General features: G+C 62.0%; 16 protein-coding genes. 14 read left to right on the top strand and 2 right to left on the bottom strand.

Annotation, left to right across the window (positions count from 1 at the left end; genetic code table 11):
• The first annotated feature begins 9 nt into the window (after positions 1–9).
• The 12 genes from nth (at position 10) to lysM (ending at position 11536) form a co-directional block, all read left to right on the top strand.
• On the top strand, positions 10–663 hold the full coding sequence (nth, locus tag E4Q23_RS14695; protein ID WP_169067331.1) for an endonuclease III: 654 nt from the start codon (positions 10–12) through the stop codon (positions 661–663).
• Entirely contained in the window at positions 660–1832 is a 1173-nt protein-coding gene (locus E4Q23_RS14690; RefSeq protein WP_169067330.1) for an FIST C-terminal domain-containing protein, read from the top strand. Before nth ends, E4Q23_RS14690 begins: the two co-directional genes overlap by 4 nt.
• Positions 1813–2241 (top strand): DUF1841 family protein, encoded by a 429-nt coding sequence (locus tag E4Q23_RS14685; RefSeq protein WP_169067329.1) that lies wholly within the window; start codon positions 1813–1815, stop codon positions 2239–2241. The genes E4Q23_RS14690 and E4Q23_RS14685 overlap by 20 nt, the downstream gene beginning before the upstream one ends.
• A gap of 94 nt (positions 2242–2335) precedes the next feature.
• On the top strand, positions 2336–3178 hold the full coding sequence (locus E4Q23_RS14680; protein ID WP_169067328.1) for an AAA family ATPase: 843 nt from the start codon (positions 2336–2338) through the stop codon (positions 3176–3178).
• 35 nt (positions 3179–3213) lie between these two features.
• Positions 3214–4383, top strand: a complete 1170-nt coding sequence (locus tag E4Q23_RS14675; RefSeq protein WP_169067327.1) for a vWA domain-containing protein — start codon at positions 3214–3216, stop codon at positions 4381–4383.
• Positions 4384–5257: 874 nt separating this feature from the next.
• Positions 5258–6112 (top strand): phosphate ABC transporter substrate-binding protein, encoded by an 855-nt coding sequence (locus tag E4Q23_RS14670; protein ID WP_169067326.1) that lies wholly within the window; start codon positions 5258–5260, stop codon positions 6110–6112.
• Positions 6113–6202: 90 nt separating this feature from the next.
• Entirely contained in the window at positions 6203–7288 is a 1086-nt protein-coding gene (locus tag E4Q23_RS14665; RefSeq protein WP_169067325.1) for a PhoU domain-containing protein, read from the top strand.
• A 1-nt stretch (position 7289) separates the two neighbouring features.
• Entirely contained in the window at positions 7290–8237 is a 948-nt protein-coding gene (gene pstC, locus E4Q23_RS14660) for a phosphate ABC transporter permease subunit PstC (protein WP_169067324.1), read from the top strand.
• A gap of 3 nt (positions 8238–8240) precedes the next feature.
• The gene (pstA, locus tag E4Q23_RS14655) at positions 8241–9131 is read left to right on the top strand and encodes a phosphate ABC transporter permease PstA (protein ID WP_169067323.1); all 891 of its coding nucleotides are present in this window, start codon (positions 8241–8243) and stop codon (positions 9129–9131) included.
• Positions 9125–9958: a phosphate ABC transporter ATP-binding protein gene (locus E4Q23_RS14650; RefSeq protein ID WP_169067322.1), complete on the top strand. Its 834-nt coding sequence runs from the start codon at positions 9125–9127 to the stop codon at positions 9956–9958. The genes pstA and E4Q23_RS14650 overlap by 7 nt, the downstream gene beginning before the upstream one ends.
• A gap of 64 nt (positions 9959–10022) precedes the next feature.
• Positions 10023–10829, top strand: coding sequence for a phosphate ABC transporter ATP-binding protein (locus tag E4Q23_RS14645; protein ID WP_169067321.1), 807 nt, complete (start codon positions 10023–10025; stop codon positions 10827–10829).
• Between the two features lie 194 nt (positions 10830–11023).
• Positions 11024–11536, top strand: coding sequence for a peptidoglycan-binding protein LysM (lysM, locus tag E4Q23_RS14640; protein ID WP_169067320.1), 513 nt, complete (start codon positions 11024–11026; stop codon positions 11534–11536).
• 24 nt (positions 11537–11560) lie between these two features.
• Here the strand turns inward: lysM and E4Q23_RS14635 are convergent, their stop codons facing one another.
• Complete coding sequence (locus tag E4Q23_RS14635) at positions 11561–12673, bottom strand: PHB depolymerase family esterase (RefSeq protein WP_248595464.1); 1113 nt, start codon at positions 12671–12673, stop codon at positions 11561–11563.
• 225 nt (positions 12674–12898) lie between these two features.
• On the opposite strand from E4Q23_RS14635, the gene E4Q23_RS14630 reads away from it, so the two are divergent.
• Complete coding sequence (locus E4Q23_RS14630; protein WP_169067319.1) at positions 12899–14056, top strand: pyridoxal phosphate-dependent aminotransferase; 1158 nt, start codon at positions 12899–12901, stop codon at positions 14054–14056.
• Between the two features lie 69 nt (positions 14057–14125).
• Positions 14126–14551, top strand: a complete 426-nt coding sequence (gene mscL / locus E4Q23_RS14625; protein ID WP_169067318.1) for a large conductance mechanosensitive channel protein MscL — start codon at positions 14126–14128, stop codon at positions 14549–14551.
• A 128-nt stretch (positions 14552–14679) separates the two neighbouring features.
• Here the strand turns inward: mscL and E4Q23_RS14620 are convergent, their stop codons facing one another.
• Positions 14680–17418, bottom strand: coding sequence for a M16 family metallopeptidase (locus E4Q23_RS14620; protein WP_248595463.1), 2739 nt, complete (start codon positions 17416–17418; stop codon positions 14680–14682).
• Positions 17419–17567 lie beyond the last annotated feature (149 nt).

The following is a 17567-nucleotide window of genomic DNA, read 5'->3' as shown; positions in this document are numbered from 1 at the left end:
CGTGCGCGGATGAATATCCAGCAGCGGCAACAACTCTTCGCGCGCCTACGCGCGGCCAATCCCGAGCCGACTACCGAGCTTGAGTACGGCACGACTTTCCAGTTACTGATTGCCGTCATCCTGTCGGCGCAGGCCACCGACAAGAGCGTCAACCTGGCGACGCGCAAGCTTTTCGCCGACGCGCCGACGCCGCAGGCGATGCTGGCGCTCGGCGAGGCGGGCCTGGCCGCGTACATCAATCGCATTGGTCTCTATCCGGGCAAGGCCAGAAACGTCACTGCCACCTGTCGGCAGCTGATCGAGCTACACGGCGGCGAAGTGCCGTCCGCGCGGGCGGCGCTCGAAGCTCTGCCGGGAGTTGGTCGCAAGACGGCCAACGTGGTCCTCAATACGGCTTTCGGCGAAGCGACGATTGCCGTCGATACGCATATTTTCCGGGTCGCCAACCGCAGCGGGCTGGCGCCTGGCAAAACGCCGCTGGCGGTTGAACGACAGTTGCTCAAGCGAGTTCCCGAGGAATTCCTGCAATCGGCACATCACTGGCTGATCCTGCACGGACGCTACGTGTGCAAGGCGCGCAAACCCGAATGCTGGCGTTGCGACATCGCCGATCTCTGCGCCTGGCCCGCGAAGACCGACCCCTTCGGAGCGCAGCTGCGATGAGCGTTGCCAGCGCGCTGGTCGCCGGCAACGATCCGCGGCCCGCTCTGGCGGAAGAAGCCTTGGCGCAGGCGCTGGCCAGGACCGGTGCCTGCCACGCCACGGGTGTGCTGTTGTTTCTGACGCCGGACTTTGCCCGGCACGCGCAGCAGACGGTCAGCGCAGTGGCCCGGGCAGCCCAGTGCACCGAGGTGGCCGGGGGCATCGCGGCGGGGGTCTTCAGTGAGTACGGCTGGGTACTCGACCGACCCGCGGCGGCGGTGATGGTCTTTGCGGGCGATCTTTCGCTGCATCATGGCCAAGGCGGCCTTGCCCTTGGCCACGCGGATCGGCAGGCCGTCCTGAGCTATGCCGGCGGCAGCTTCCCCTACCCGTGGGGCGACGCGACGAACAAGCGTTTCGGCGGCAGCTTCGCGGGTAGCGGCGGCGGCAGCGCTCCGACCGCCTGGCAGCACAGCCGTCTGGCGCCGAGCTGCAGCGTGCACCTGTGCGGCGCACAGGTCGACGTCGCTGTATCGAGCGGCTGGAGCCTGCTCGCCGAGGCACGGCCGATCGAGCGCAGCCGCGCCTATGACTTGCTGCAACTGGGTGGCGAAACTGCGCTCGACAGCCTCCTCGCCGCCTTGCCCGCAGACCTGCGCGAGCAGTCACCGCTGCCACTTGGCGCCCTGTCGGCCGTGCTCTTTGACGAGGACGGTGCGGGCAGCGCTGGCGCGGTCGCCAGCCTTGGCAGCACGCTCGCCAGTGAGGACGCTTTCGCGGCGGGTGCCTGGCATTCGACCGCCATTCTCTCCGCCAACGCGGCTGATCGCTCGGTGAGCCTGGCCGAAGGAAGCAAGCCGGGGCAGCGGCTGGCGTGGGCGATTCGCCGGCCGCAGTCGGCCGTAGACGATATGCGCCGCAGTGTCGGGCAACTGGCCGCTGTGGTTGCGAAACCCCTTGCCGGCCTGGTTTTCTCGTGTTTCGGTCGCGGCCCCTATTTTCATGGGGGCGACGACCGCGAGCTCGACTGCCTGCGGCAAAGCTTTCCCGGTCTGCCGCTGCTCGGTGTTTACGGAACCGGGCAGATCGCAGCCTGCGTCGCGGGTGGCAACCGTTCGCTGCACAACGCCGTGGTCACTGCCCTGATCAGTCACCCACCCCGGAGGCCCAATGTTCAATCCCAGTCGTGAGCAGGTACGGCAGTTCTTCTGTGGCGCCTGGCGCAAGCATCGCGAGCGCGCCGTCCTTGAAGGTGCAGAAGTGACTGCCGCCGATCTGATCGTCGAACACCCCGAATATCACGCGCTGCTCGAAAACCCGGAGCTGGCGGTGGCGCAGGATTTCACGCCGGAAAGCGGGCAGATGAATCCCTTCCTGCACCTCTCCCTGCACCTGGCCGTCGCCGAGCAGATCAGCATCGACCAGCCGCCGGGCATCCGTGCCGCCTACCAGGTGCTGCGCGGACGCCTCGAAGTCCATGCCGCCGAACATGCCATCCTCGAGTGTCTCGGTGAGGCGCTGTGGCGTTCGCAACGTGACGGCAGCGCCATCGATGGCATCGCCTACCTGGATTGTGTGCGGCGTGCCGCGGGCGCCTGAGGTCTGCCACGGCGGGCGCGCAAAGCGCGGCAGCAAACCCCGCTCAACGCTTTGCGGGTAGAATCGGCCAGTTGCTTCGCGAGGAACATCCCCCATGCGCTTTTCCGGCTCCGACAAATACGTCACCACCGGTGACCTGACGCTGGCGGTCAATGCCGCCGTTACCCTGCAGCGGCCGCTGCTGATCAAGGGGGAGCCGGGTACCGGAAAGACAATGCTCGCCGAAGAGGTCGCCGCCGCGCTCGGGCGGCCACTCTTCCAGTGGCACATCAAATCGACGACCAAGGCGCAGCAGGGCCTTTACGAATACGACGCCGTTTCGCGCCTGCGCGACTCGCAGCTCGGCGAGGCCAAGGTCGCCGATATCGGCAGTTACATTCTCAAAGGCGTGTTGTGGCAGGCCTTCGAATGTGAAACGCCGTCGGTGGTGCTGATCGACGAAATCGACAAGGCCGACATCGAGTTCCCCAACGATCTGCTGCGCGAACTCGACCGCATGGAGTTCTTTGTCTACGAGACGCGTCAGAACGTTCGTGCCCGCCACCGGCCGGCGGTGTTCATCACCTCGAACAATGAAAAGGAACTTCCCGACGCTTTCCTGCGCCGCTGCTTCTTCCACTACATCAAGTTCCCCGACAGGGAGACCATGAAGCGCATTGTCGACGTCCATTTCCCGGGCCTGAAGCCCGCCTTGCTGCGTGAAGCGCTGGAAGTGTTCTTCGAACTGCGTGAAATCCCCGGCCTGAAGAAGAAGCCTTCGACCTCGGAATTGCTCGACTGGCTGAAGTTGCTGCTCGCCGAGGACATCCCGCCGGAAGCCTTGCACAGCAAGGACAACAAGAGCGCCATCCCGCCGCTGCACGGGGCACTGCTCAAGAACGAGCAGGACGTGCATCTCTTCGAACGCCTGATTTTCATGGCCCGCCAGAACCGCTAAGTGGCGATGCGCGAATGCAATAGGCGCTAGCGACGATGCTGATCGATTTCTTTCTTCACCTCAAGGAGAATCGCCTGCCGGTGTCGATCAAGGAGTTCCTGGCCTTGCTCGAAGCGCTGCAGCAGCACGTCATCGAGCACAGCCTCGATGACTTCTACGTCCTCTCGCGCGCGATTCTGGTCAAGGACGAGACGCACTTCGACAAGTTCGATCGCGCCTTCGGTGAGTACTTCAAGGGCGTCGAAGCGCTGCCCGGGATGGAGGCACTGATTCCCGAAGAGTGGTTGCGGCAGGCGGTGAAGAAACACCTCAGCGACGCCGAACGCGCCAAACTCGAGAAACTCGGCTGGGACAAGCTGATGGAGACGTTCAAGAAGCGTCTCGCCGAGCAGAAGGAACGTCATTCAGGCGGCAGCAAGTGGATCGGCACAGGTGGCACTTCGCCCTTCGGGCACGGCGGCACGCATCCCGAGGGCATCCGTGTTGGCGGCAAGAGCGAGAACCGCTCGGCAGTCAAGGTCTGGGAAAAGCGCGAGTATCGCAACCTCGACGACAGCGTCGAGATTGGTACGCGCAATATCAAGATTGCCCTGCGTCGCCTGCGCCGCTTTGCTCGCCAGGGTGCGCCCGAGGAACTGGACCTGGAAGGCACCATCGCCGGTACCGCGCGCAACGCCGGCTGGCTCGACCTGCGCCTGCGGCCCGAGCGCCACAACGCCGTCAAGGTGCTGCTGTTTCTCGATATCGGCGGCTCGATGGACGATCACATCCGCGTCTGCGAGGAACTCTTCTCGGCCTGCCATAGCGAGTTCAAGCACCTTGAGTACTACTACTTCCACAACTGCGTCTACGAATACCTGTGGAAGGACAATCGCCGCCGTCACAGTGAGCGCATCGCCACCCGCGACGTGTTGCACAGGTACGGCAATGACTACAAGCTGATTTTTGTTGGCGATGCAGCGATGAGTCCCTACGAGATCCTGCAGCCCTGGGGTAGCGTCGAATACAACAACGCCGAACCCGGCGCCACCTGGCTGCGCCGCTTGACCGACACCTGGCCGCACGCCATCTGGCTCAACCCGGAATCGGAACACGCCTGGCAGTACCGGCAATCGACCTCGCTGATCCACAACCTGATGGGCGGGCGCATGTTCCCGCTGACGCTCGACGGGCTGGAGCGCGGGATGCGTCTGCTCAGCAAGTAGGCGCGGCGACGGCGTCCTCGACGGCGTTTGTCGCGCCTGCGGGAGGAGGCCTGATGGTCGGCCCAAGGCGATCGACTCCCTCTGCGCTCGCCTTTTCCTTGCCTGCCTGCAACGGCGGCTGCCGTTCTTACGCGCCTATTGGCGGCGCTGCGCCTTTCCTTCCGACCCCTACCAATCGCCACCTTGTGTCGCCTTGAAGTGCGCTGTGTTCAATGTTTTTTCGCATGATTTGCGTTTCCGGAAAAGTCGAAACGTGGGCTCAACGATGCAGGCTTCCCGTGACTGCCGCAGAACGTTCCAATGTCATGATTCTTGAATAATCTGCGAGAAATCGCGGGCATCGGGCAGATCTCTGGGAATGGCCTGTAAGCCCATGAACAAGAAGCTTTAGATATCCGTAGTGACGATTAAATAGAGTCCGTTTCGTGGCCGCGGCACTGCTTCCCGTGCGGAAAGCGTTCTGGCCGCGGCCTGCCGTTTACAGTATTTTGTCAGTTAAAGTAGTTAATCAGATGTGGGATGAGCTGCTCCTCATTTATTGTATTTTGTAAATGATCATAACATTTGTGTAGTTACGAAAAAATATTGTGTCAAAACAATGCGGTAGATGTTTATAACTGCATATGAAGATATTCTGTCCGCAGCATAAAATGCGCTGAGCATTAATCTTTCGCCGCTGCTGCTTGCAGCAGGCTGGCCAATTTTTTATTATTATTTGCTGCCTCTAGGGGGCTTGTCAGATCGAATTTTTTCTGATAATTTTTCGTCGCGCAAATGCTTCGCGTCACCTCTGAAGTCTTTGATCTGCATCGAAAGACTTCAAAAAAATTTCCCACCCTTGGAGAGTCCCAAATGACTTCGAAATCGATGTTTTTTGAGCGTCAGTCTTGCCGTCGCCGCTGCCCTGGCGTCAGGTGCCGTTTCTGCACGAACCGAGATCCAGAACAAGGGCTCGGACACCCTGGTCAACGTGGCCCAGTCGTGGGCCGAGCAATACGGCAAGATCAATCCGGATGTGGCCGTCGCGGTTTCCGGCGGCGGGTCGGGTACCGGCATCGCAGCCATGATCAACGGCACCGTGGACATCGCCAACTCCAGCCGCAAGATGAAAGACAAGGAAATTGCCGAGGCCAAGGCCAAAGGTCACGATCCGGTCGAGCACGTGGTCGGCTACGATGCCCTGGCTATCTTCGTACACAAGAACTTTCCGCTCAATACCTTGAGCGTCCCGGAACTGGCCAAGATCTACGGACGTGACGGTGGGGCGACCAAGTGGAGCGATCTGGGGATCACCATTCCAGGCTGCAAGGACGAGATCGTCGTCGTCAGCCGGCAGAACAACTCGGGCACCTACGCCTACTTCCAGGAGGCCGTTCTCGGTGAGAAGGGCAAGTTCCGCCAGGGGACGCTGGACATGCACGGCTCCAAGGATGTCGCCGACCTGGTTGAGAAGACGCCTTGCGCGATTGGTTACAGCGGCCTCGCCTACGCTACCGATCACCTGAAGGCATTGTGCATCGCGCCCGAGAAAGGCAAGCCCTGCGTCATGCCGACCGAGGATACCGCTTTCGACGGCACCTATCCGATCGCCCGTCCGCTGTTCATGTACACCGATGGTCAGCCGAAAGCCGACACCAAGAAATACATGGACTGGATCAAGAGCGACGTTGGCCAATGCATCGTTGCCAAGGAAGGCTACGCGCCAATCAAGAAAGTCAGCTGCAAGTAAGTCATACGCCATCGCGGGCGCGGGGACGGGGAGTCCTTCGCGCCCGCTCTGAAATCTGTGTTCCGTTAGCGCTGTGGGGAGCCGCAAGCAATGAGCCATTACGAAGAACGTCTCGAGAGAGACCTGTCCCTGATCAAACAACAAGCGACCCTGCTGGCCAAGCGCGTCGACGCTGCCCTCGCTGCTGCGGTACGTGCCCTGCTGAGCGGTGATGACAAGCTCGCCTATGCGACAGTCCTGGGAGATCAGCGGATCAACGCGGAAAATCGCAAGCTGGACAAGATGTGCCACGCGTTCATCGGCGTGCACCTGCCGAGCGCCGGGCATTTGCGCCTGATGACGGCGATGATTCACGCCAACGTCGCGCTGGAGCGCGTCGGCGACTACGCGGTGACCATCGCCCGCGAATCGGTGCATCTCGCCAAGCGCCCCGACGCGTTGATCAAGCGCGAGGTCGAATTGCTCGCCGGCGAGTCGCGGCAGATGTTCAAGCAGGCGATGTGCGGCTTCATCGACGGCAATGCCGAGAAGGCCAGGGCGACGATGATCATGGCCGATCAGGTCGAGCGCACTTTTGATGTGGTTTTTGCCGACCTGGTCAATGAGGGGGGGAACTTCAGCATCGAGGATCTCTTTGCCTACCTCGGCGTTTTCAATTCGCTCGAACGGGTGTCGGATCAGGCGAAGAACATCTGCGAGGAAACGGTGTTTGCGGTTACCGGCCAGACCAAGGCGGCCAAGGCTTTCCGGATCCTCTTCCTTGACGAGGACAACACCCTGCTCGGACCGATCGCCGAGACCGTTGCTGGCAAGATTGCTTCCGGAGGTGGTGAGTTCCGCAGCCTGGGCCGTCAGGCTGGCGCGATGCTGCCGGAGGTGGTCGGCTTGCTCCAGGAGTCGGGGGTCGACCTGGCTCGCCACCGACCAAAGGCGATGAATCTGAGCCTTCAGGATCTCGCCGATTTCCACGTCATCGTCAGCCTGCAGGGGCCAGTCAAGTCATACGTGGACAACGTGCCCTTCCACACCGCGGCGCTGGAGTGGGATGTCGGCGGCGTGGTTGCGGCGGAACTTCCCGAGGATCAGCGACGCGAGCGCTACGCAGCGCTGAGTCGCGAGATCGCCGTGCAGGTGAGCAATTTGATGACCACCCTGCGGGGCGAGGAGGCCGACTGAGATGGCCAACAGCAACACTGTACCCGGCGCCGCAATGGCCGCCGGCGGGGCTGGCACGTTCGATCGTCGCGATCTCGACTGGTATGTAGACAAGGCCGTCCAGGCCATCGTCTTCCTCTGCGGTATCTCGGCGATCGTCTTCGTCCTGGGAATCTTCATCTTCGTCTTCAAGGAAGGCATCGGCTTCATCCTCCACCACATGAACGTCCGGGAGTTCTTTCTCACGCCGTACTGGTTCCCGAGCGACGCCGACGCCCCCGAGTACGGGATCCTGGCGCTGATGGCCGGTACCGCCAGCGTCACCGGTCTGGCGATGCTGGTCGCCGTGCCGTTTTCGCTCGGCGCGGCCATCTACATTGCCGAGTTTGCCAGTGGCAAGACCCGTGAAACCTTGAAAGTGCTGGTCGAGTTGCTGGCGGCCATTCCGTCGGTGGTCTGGGGCTTCATCGGCCTGGTGATCATGAACCCCTTGATCATCAAGTGGTTCGACGTGCCGGTGGGTCTCTGCGTGCTCAACGCCGGCATCATCCTTGGTTTGATGGCTGCGCCGATCATGACCTCGATCGCCGAAGATGCGCTCAAGGCGGTTCCCGATCGCTACCGTGAAGCCGCCGAGGCGATGGGCGCGACGCGCTGGCAGGTGACCTACAAGGTGGTGCTGCCGGCGGCCAAGAACGGCCTGCTCGGTGGCGTGCTGCTCGGGGTCGGACGGGGCTTCGGAGAAACGATGGCCGTGCTGATGGCTACCGGACACGCGGTCAATATTCCCGACAGCGTCTTCGACTCGGTGCGCGCGCTGACCGCCACCATCGCCGCTGAGTTGGGTGAAACGGTGGTCGGCGGCGAGCATTATCAGGCGCTGTTCACCATCGGCATTCTGCTTTTCCTGGTTACCTTCACCGTCAACCTGACCGCCGATCTGATCGTGCGCGGCATTCGCAAGGGATAGAAAATGACAACTGCCAATGCAGCCATGTTCCAGGCGAGCAGCCTGAACCACCGCAATGCCAGGGTTCAGAGCCTCTATAGAATGCTCTTCGGCTTGATGACCCTGATGTTGATTGCGCCGGTACTGATCATTCTCGGAACCCTGATTCACAAGGGTGGCGGGGCGATCTCCTGGGAGTTTCTGTTCACCGCGCCAACCGACGGCATGCGTACCGGCGGCGTCCTGCCGGCGCTGCTGGGCACCGTCTGGCTGGTGACGGTGGCGCTTCTGCTGTCGGTCCCGATCGGCATCTTCGCGGCGATCTACCTCAGCGAGTACGCCGGCGACAACTGGTTCACGCGGGTGATCAATCTGGCGATCATCAACCTGGCCGGCGTGCCGTCGATCGTGCATGCCCTGTTCGGGCTCGGCGCCTTCGTCATCTTTTTCAAGTTCGGGACGAGTATCCTGGCGGCCAGTCTGACCCTGGCGGTGATGACCATGCCGGTGGTCATCGTTGCTACCCGAGAATCGCTGCAGTCGGTACCGCCGGCGTTTCGCGAGGCTTGCTGGAACATGGGTGCGACGCGCTGGCAGACCATTCGCAAGGTGGTGCTGCCGAACTCGATCACCGGCATTCTGACCGGCGTGATCCTCGAGGTTTCGCGTACCGCTGGCGAGACCGCGCCGATCATGTTTACCGGGGCGGTGTTCTTCACGCCATTCCTGCCGCAAAGCGTTTTCGACCAGACCATGGCCTTGTCGTTGCACCTGTTTGTTGCCGCGACCCAGGTTCCGGGGATCGCCGAAGAGGTTCCGTTCGGTATCGCTCTGGTACTCATCGGACTGGTGTTGTTGATGAACAGCGCGTCGATCGCGTTTCGCATGTGGCTCAGGGGGAAGAAGAAATGGTAAGTCAAGGCGCGCAAAGCGCTCTCGAACGGGCCCCGGTGGCTGCTGGCCAAACCAACGCCGCTTCCGGTGAGCCGCGGATCAAGTTGGCGGTCAAGGATCTGACTATCAGTTACGGCAAGGCGGTGGCCCTGAAGGACGTCAACCTGGAGATACGCGAGCACGAAATTTTCGGCATCATTGGCCCCGCCAACGCCGGCAAGACCTCCTTCCTCAAGGCGGTCAACCGCATGGACATGTTCACTACAGGGATGCGCGTGGCCGGCGAGATCCAGTTCAACGGTCTGGATACCCGCCACCTGAAGAACGTCTATGCGCTACGTAGCCGGATTGGCGTCGTCTTTCCCTTGCCGGTCGGTCTGCCGATGACCGTCTATGACAACGTTGCCCTGTCGCCGCGCCTGCGCGGGATCAAGGAAAGAGCCGAGCTGGACGTAATCGTGCAACGCTGCCTGACCCGTGCGGCCCTCTGGGACGAAGTCAAGGATCGTCTGAGTGCGCTTGGCAGCCTGCTCTCCGGCGGCCAACAGCAGCGGCTGACGATTGCCAGGGCCTTGTCGCAGGAGCCAGACCTGTTGATGCTCGACGAGTTCTCGATCGCCGTCGACCCGGTCACCACGATGCGCATCGAAGATGTGCTCAAGGAGCTGCGCAAGGAAGTGACCATCATCCTGGTTACCAACCTGGTGCAGCAGGCGCGGCGTTTGGCCGACCGCACCGCGTTCTTCCTGAACAGCGAGTGCGTCGAGATCGGGGTCACCGAGGATTTGTTCACCGGCGAGGTGAAGGACCAGCGGACGCGTGATTACGTAGAGGGACGCTTCGGCTGAGCCCAATACCGCGCCACGCTGCTTGCCACTGTATTGACTGAATGCCAACGAAGGACACAACGAGATGACCGCCGTTCAAGCCGCTGCTTTGCAGCAGCCAGCTCCAGAATACGCCATTGATACCAAAAAACTGAACCTCTGGTACGGGACTTTCCAGGCCCTGTACGATGTCGACCTGCGCATCCGCCAGGGCATGATCACCTCGATGATCGGGCCTTCGGGATGCGGCAAGAGCACCTATCTGCGCAGCGTCAACCGCATCAATGAGCGCCTCGGCTACGTGCGCATCGAAGGTAGCATCGATGTCATGGGCCAGAACATCTACGACCCCGGCGTCGAGTTGATACAGGTGCGCAAACAGGTGGGGATGGTCTTTCAGCGCCCCAATCCGCTACCCGTTTCGATTCGCGACAATATCCTCTTCAGTCACCGTCTGCACGCCAAGGGTGGTGGTGACGTACACCAGGGCACTCCCGACGAAATCGTCGAGGAGTCGCTGCGCACCGTGCTGTTGTGGGACAAGGTCAAGGATCGGCTCAAGCGCAAGGCTACCGAGTTGTCGCTCGAAGAGCAGCAAAAGCTCTGCATCGCGCGTTTGTTGCCGGTGAAGCCGAAGTTGCTGCTGATGGACGAGCCGTGCTCGGCGCTCGACCCCAAGGGTACCGAAGCGGTCGAGGAACTGCTCTGGGAGCTGCGTGGCCAATACACGATTCTCATCGTCACCCACAACATGGCGCAGGCGCGCCGCGCCAGCGAGGAATGCATCTTCATGCTGATGGGCAAGGTCGTCGAGCACACGCTGACCGAGGAGATGTTCGTGACCCCGATCCACAAGGAGACTTCCGACTACATCGAAGGCCGTTACGGCTGAGCGCGCAGGCCCGGCACCCATTATGACAACGCCCGCTCTGCCGGGCGTTGTGCCGTTGGGGCTCACCGCTGGCAAGCCCCTGCTTGCCAAGTCCGGGGAAACTGCTAGACTCGAGGCGGTTTACAGACCATCGTCAAACAGCCGTCAAGTCACTTTCCGGCGCCAGACGGCGCCAACCTACCGGAGGAAACCGCATGGGCCTATTCGATTTCGTCAAGGAAGCAGGCGAGAAGCTTTTTCGCTCCGGAGACGCGCAAGCTGCGTTGGACGCGGTGAGCAATGCGCCGGATGACAATGCGGCGAAAGAAAAGCTGGACGTTATGAACCGTGCCGCCGGTGATGCGATCGAGGCTTACATCAACAGCCAGGGCTTGACGGTCACCGGGCTGACCGTGACTTTCGATGGCGCAGCAGGTGCGGCAAGCGTTTTCGGGGTCGCCGGCGATCAGAGCAGCAAGGAGAAGATCCTGCTCTGCTGTGGCAATGTGAATGGCGTTACCCGGGTCAACGACATGCTGTCTGTTGACCAGAGCGCGCCGGAAGCGCTCTTCTATACCGTCGTCGCCGGCGACAACCTGTCGAGAATTGCAAAGCTGCACTACGACGATCCGAACAAATACATGGTCATTTTCGAGGCCAACAAACCGATGCTCGGTCATCCGGACAAGATCTATCCCGGTCAGATGCTGCGCATTCCTCCCCTCTGACTTGAGCGAATTGCGCGCTGGCGGCTAGGGCAGGCGTCCTGCCGCAGCGTCTGCCTGCGCCTGGCGGGGGGCGGCCAGGCGCTCGAGCATGGCGCGCACCGCTTTGATCTGCACGCCGCCCTGCGTGGCGTAGTCGCTGCCCGCATAGCCCCACCAGTCCCAGCAGCCAAAGGGATTGTTCAGCCACCGCCAGGAGCCTATGGTCAGGCCATAGCGCGCTTGTACCTGCGGGTAGAGGACGACGATCCGATTGCTGTCTGCCCAGCGGTTGTAGCCGGCGCCATCGACGAAGCGTCGGCCGATCTGCGCCGCCGTCTGACGACAACCATGAAAGACGACATGTACCCGGCAGGCGCTACCGAGGCAGGCCTGCGGCACATAAAGGTAAGCCTCGTCGGCCAGTCCCGCGTCGATCGGCTTGCCTTCTACAAACGGGCTCTGGTCGAAGCGTAGCGGCTCGCCTTTGGCGGTCGCCGCTGGCGACTGCAAGGGGCCAAGCAGGTGCTGGAGAATTTCGCCGGCCGCGTCGAGCTCGCCGCAGCGATTGATGAACGGTGTTTGCTCGCTGCTGCAGGCATTGGCCTGGGGGTCGGCGACCGAGATCATGGCGTGCCCGGCGTCTGGCAGCTGGACGAAGCGAATCGCCGTCGGAGCGAGCCACTGGCCGTAGAAAGCGGCCAGCCGCTCCATCACCGCGCTGTCGACGACCGTGTCCTTGCCTCCTGAAAACAGCCACACGCGGTCGTCGCGCAAGCCGTCCAGCGGATCGATGCGGCCCGCCTTGGCGAGCGCTTCCGCCTGGGCGCGCAGTTCGGCTACGGAAGGAGCTGCGGCCCACCAGGAGGGCGACATGCAAGCCGTGAGTGCCCGCCGGATCGATCCTTCGGCACAGTTATAGGGGCCGCCAGCAAGCACGCCGGCGCCGCGCACCAGCTTCGAGTGAGCGACCTGGAACTGCACCGCCATGTAGGCACCCGAGGAGATGCCGGAGACGGTGAGCTCGCTCAATTCGGCGCCCAGCGCTGGCAGTGGCTGCACTGCTGGCTGGGGTTCGGCTGCGCGGGCGTTTCCGGTGCTCAGCAAGAAAACGAGAGCCGCGCCGGCGAGGCTGCACAAGACGGATTTTGCTGTGGTCATGGTGGCGGCCCGACGATGACGATCGGAGCGATAATGAACAATGGGGTGAATGCTAGCAGCTCGTCTTGCCGAGGACCAGACGGGCGGGCGGGCAACGCCTGCTCTTCTCGGCTGCGTGGCTGCATGCTTGCCGATTCGCGGGATTCGCAGCAGCCTTGTTTGAACGCCGGGGCGCCCCTAAACTAGGCGCTTGCTCACTCTCCACCGCGCTTGTCGCGGATCGCCATGCGCCAATCCTCAGTCGCCATCGACTCCAAGCTTCCCTGGGTCGGGACCACCATCTTCACGGTGATGTCGAAGCTCGCCGCCGACTGCGGTGCAATCAATCTGTCGCAGGGCTTTCCTGATTTTCAGGCCGAGCCGGCACTCTTTGAAGCCACTTCACGGGCCATGCATGCCGGTCGTAACCAGTACCCGCCGATGGCCGGCGTGGCCGAACTGCGCGTGGCCATCGCCGACAAGGTGGCCGCGCTCTATGGCGCGGACTACGACGTCGAAGACGAGATCACGGTCACCGCCGGTGCCACGCAGGCCATCTTCACGGCGATTGCCGCCTTCGTGCGCAGCGCCGACGAGGTGGTCGTGTTCGAGCCGGTCTATGACAGCTACGTGCCGGCGATCGAAACGGTGGGTGGCAAAGCCGTTTACGCGGCGCTGCGCTCGCCGGACTACCGGCCCGATTGGCAGCAGCTGCGCTCCCTGCTCAGTCCGCGCACGCGGATGATCATCATCAATTCGCCGCACAACCCGAGCGGCAGCCTGTTCGACGCCGACGATCTGGCGGCACTGGCCGAACTGACGCGCGACACTCCTATCGTCGTACTCGCCGACGAAGTTTACGAACACATCGTTTTCGACGGTGCGCAGCATCAAAGCGTCGCTGCGCATCCCGAACTGGCCGCACGCAGCATCGTTGTTTCGTCCTTCGGCAAGACCTATCACATCACTGGCTGGAAGGTCGGCTACGTGCTGGGGCCTCGCGAACTGATGCGCGAGTTTCGCAAGGTTCATCAGTTCAACGTGTTTACGGTCAATACGCCGTGCCAGCTGGGGATTGCCGAGTACATGCGCGACGCCTCGCGACATCTCGGTCTGGCGGCGTTCTACGAAGGGAAGCGGGAGTTCTTTCGCCGCCAGCTGGCTGCGTCACGCTTCGAACTGCTCCCCTGCCGCGGCACCTACTTCCAACTGGCGCGTTACAGCGCCATTGCCGACCTGCCTGACCAGGAGTTTGCTCGCTGGCTGACCAGGGAGGTCGGTGTGGCGGTGATTCCGGTGTCGGTATTCAACCACGATGGCTGTGACGAACGCGTCGTACGCTTCTGTTTCGCCAAGCAGGAAGCAACCCTGGCCGCCGCCGGTGAAAAACTGCGCGGCATATGACCGGCGCCACGATGACTTCACCGTGGCACGGGAGCCGGTGTCCTTCGGGTCAAACACCAAGGAGAAATGATGAGCATGATGCAGGAGTTCAAAGAGTTCGCCATGAAGGGCAACGTGATGGATCTTGCCGTTGGCGTGATCATCGGCGGTGCCTTTGGCAAGATTGTTGAATCCGTCGTCGCCGATTTGATCATGCCGGTGGTCGCCTTCATCATGGGCGGCAAGTTTGATTTCTCGGGCCTGTTCCTGGTGCTGGGCACGGTGCCCGAAGGGACGGCGAAGACGCTGGATGCGCTCAGGAAGGCGCAGGTTCCCGTTTTCGCCTATGGCAGTTTCCTGACCATCCTGGTCAACTTCATCATTCTTGCCTTTATCATCTTCATGATGATCAAGCAGGTGAATCGTCTGAAGCGGAGCGAGCCGCCGGCAGCACTTGCCGCGCCGCCCGAGGATGTGCTGCTCTTGCGCGAGATTCGCGACAGCCTGAAGAAGTAGTCAGCGGCCCGGGGGCCAGGACGGCGCGTCATGGCCAATCCCTGGCCAGCCGCGTATCGCCGACAGGGCTGCCGTGACGAATCGCCCACTCTGCAGTTCGCCAGGATGCGCGGCAGTTACCGCCATCGTCAGTTCGCGTTTCCCTTGCTGGCGTCGCCGGCGACGACCAGGGTCAGCTGCTCGGGGTCGATGTATTTGCGGAAAGCGGCGTTGACCTGTTCCGGGGTCAGCGCCATGACTCGCGTCTCGAAGTTCTTCGAGTACAGCCAGTCCTGACCGAGGTCGAGCAGGGAGATCCAGCGCGCGGCAACGGCGCTGTCCTGTGAGCGAGCGACGGCGCGTGCTTCGAGGATTCCCTTCTTGGCCTCGGCAACCTCTTCAGCCGTGAAGCCGTCGCGGCGCGCGCGCGTCAGCTCCTCGAGGAAGGCCTGCTCGGCGCGATCCAGGTTCTGCGGTGCTGCCATAGCGGCAAAGGACCAGCTCGACAGATCTTTGCGCATACCCATCGACAAGGACGAAGACGCGCTGTAGCTGAGGCCGTCTTTCTGGCGCAGGCGATCCATAAGGCGGCTCGACAGTCCGCTACTGCCGCCAAAAATACTGTTCGCCACGTACAGGGCAGGTGTGTCGTCGTCGTCGAAACTCAGCTTCAGATCGACACGCGCGCGCAGGAAGGCGTTCTCCTTGTCGGGGGTGTCGATGACGATGCGTTGCGGCGTCACGGCGCGATACTCGCGATCAACGCGGGCGTACGGCGATCGCGAGACGTAATCGGGAAAGAGTTGCTTGAGCTCGGCGCTGATCGCCGCTTCATCGAAATCGCCAACGATGGCTATTTCGCCACGCGCCGTGCCCATCAGCTCGCGGTGATAGGCGACAAGCTGCTCGAGCGTCGTCGCCTGGATCTGGGCGAGGCGTTCGGCGAGTTGCGCATGGTAGCGCGGGTCACCGGGCGGGTAGGTGTTGAAGTGCGAGGCCAGAGCGTCACTGGAGAGCGTCTGCGGGTTGTCGAGCTGGGCCTGCAGCGCAGTCAGCGTCTGTCGTTTCAGTTCGTCGAATTCGCTCGCCGGGAAGCTCGGCTCTTTGAGCAACCGGGCGACCAGCCTGAGCGCTTCCGGTAGCTGCTCACGGGTGGTTTCAAACTGCGTCAGGTCGCCGCGGATTTTCAGGCGAGTGAATTCGTCGGCGATCTGCTGGCGGTTCAGTTGGCCACTGCCGCGGCTGAGCATGGCCATCGTCAGTGTGCCGGCCATATCCCGATTGCGCAGCGAGTCTTCATCCCCCCAGCGGAAGCTCATGGCCACGTTGACTGTCTGGCCGCGGTTCTTTTTCGCGAGCAGCGCCACTTGCAAGTCGCCGACGCTCGGCCGTTGCGAGCGTTGGTTGATGTTCTCATGCGACGCTTCGAAGGTTTCACCGGCGTCTCCCTTTTCACTGCCCTTGAAGTTCGCCAGTAGTTCCACCGCGGTCGGGGCGGGCGGAATCTCGGCGCGCTGCGGTGAATCTTCGGGAATGAAACTGCCGAGAACGCGGTTGTCACGCACAAAATACTTCGCCGCGGCGGCGTCGACCTGCGCCGGCTTGATCTGGTCGAGCTGATCACGGGCATAGAAGAACAGCCGCCAGTCACCGAGCGCGATGTACTCGGAAAGCATGACGGCGAACACTTCCGGGTTGGCCAGCGCACGTTCGTAGGCGGTGCGCGCCTGTTCGACGACGCGGCCGAGCTCGTTGGCGGTCGCCGTCTGGCGAGCGAAACCGCCTTCAATGACTTCGATCATCTTGTCGCGCACGCGCTCCAGCGATTCGCCCTTGTTCACCATCGCGCCAAAAACCACGAAGCCGGGTTCGCGGGCGTCGATGGCATAGGCAAAGACCTGTGCTGCCAGACCGGGTTGGACCAGCTCCTGGTAGAGGCGACCATTCGGAGTGTCGCCAAGTATCTCGCTGGCCATGCTCACGGCTTCGGAGTCGGCGTGCAGGCTGGATGGTGTGCGATAGGCGAGGGTCAGCAGTTGCACCTCGCCCTTGCGGCGAACGACGAAGCTGCGCTCGCCGTCGGCCGTCGGCTCGACGGTCCATTGTTTCGCCAGCTGGCGCGTCGGCTTCGCCAGCTGGCCGAAGCTGGCGGCAATCCATTGCAGCGTTTGTTGCTCATCGAACTTGCCGGCGACCGTCAGCACCGCATTGTCGGGCTGATAGAAATTCCGATAGAAGGCCTGCAGATTCTCGATTTTGACGTTTTCGATATCGCTGCGCGCGCCGATGGTGTTGTTGCCGTAATTGTGCCAGTCAAAGAGCAGCGACTGCAGGCGCTTCATCATGACCCGGCTCGGGCTGTTTTCCCCCATCTCGAATTCGTTGCGTACGACGCTCATCTCGCTATCGAGGTCCTTCCGGGCGATGAAGGAGTTCACCATGGCGTCGGCGCTCCAGCCAAGTGCCCACTTGAGGTTGGCGTCGCTGGCCGGAAACGTGACGTAGTAATTGGTGCGGTCGAGCCAGGTTGTACCGTTGATCCGGAATCCGCGCGTCTTGAACTCTCTGGTCGGGTCGGGAAAGCTCTTCGATCCCTTGAAGATCAGGTGTTCGAGCAGGTGGGCCATGCCGGTCTCGCCGTAGTTCTCGTCGCGCGAACCGACCAGATAGGTCACGTTGACCGTGGTCGTTGGTTTGGCGGCGTCGGGAAAGAGGATGAAGCGCAGACCGTTGGCCAGTCGATACTCGCTGATGCCTTCAACGGTACCCAGCTTTTCGACACCCGCCGGCAGTTTCTCTGCGGTGGCTGGTCGGGCGGCGGCGCTTGCCGGTGTGACGCTCAGCAGCGACCACAGCAGGCATACGACTACGCTTGTCCATCGGTTCATCATCATCACTCCACGAGGTTAATGTGAAAGTCGCGCCAGCGACTCACGAAACTCCCTTCTCCTCTGCGGGGAGAAGGGGGCAGGGGGAAGAGGGAAANCGGTCATGACTTTCATGATTTGGGGTGTCTCCACGTGTCCATGACCGTTAA

The organism is Candidatus Accumulibacter phosphatis (assembly GCF_012939955.1).
GTDB classification, from domain to species: domain Bacteria; phylum Pseudomonadota; class Gammaproteobacteria; order Burkholderiales; family Rhodocyclaceae; genus Accumulibacter; species Accumulibacter delftensis.
Note: the sequence above shows the minus strand (reverse complement) of the source record. Positions and strands in the feature narration are given on the sequence as shown.